At 64.7% G+C, this 255-nt stretch carries 1 pseudogene; it reads left to right on the plus strand.

Going from position 1 to position 255, the window contains the following annotated elements:
• Positions 1-212: pseudogene (locus tag OH705_RS28025) on the plus strand (chemotaxis protein CheW); the annotation flags it as partial.
• Positions 213-255 lie beyond the last annotated feature (43 nt).

Consider the following 255-nt stretch of genomic DNA (forward strand, 5'->3'; position numbering starts at 1 on the left):
GGCAATCGGGTGGGGACGTTGCGCTGACCATCGACGAGCTGTACGGACAGCGCAGCTTCCACGAGTCGCAGCAGGTCGAGCCGGGGGACCTGGCGGAAGGCCGCTACGCGCATTTCATCGAGCGGGCATTCGCCAGCGACGATCAGCTTTGGGGTGTGTTCGCGCTGGGTTTGCTCGCGCGCCCGCCCGAGTTCCGCCATGCCGCGCTTTGAGCGCGGACGACACGCTATTTTTCAGGGGTTGAACAATGAGCAC

The sequence above is a fragment of the Pseudomonas sp. BJa3 genome, assembly GCF_026343815.1.
Lineage (GTDB): Bacteria > Pseudomonadota > Gammaproteobacteria > Pseudomonadales > Pseudomonadaceae > Aquipseudomonas > Aquipseudomonas soli.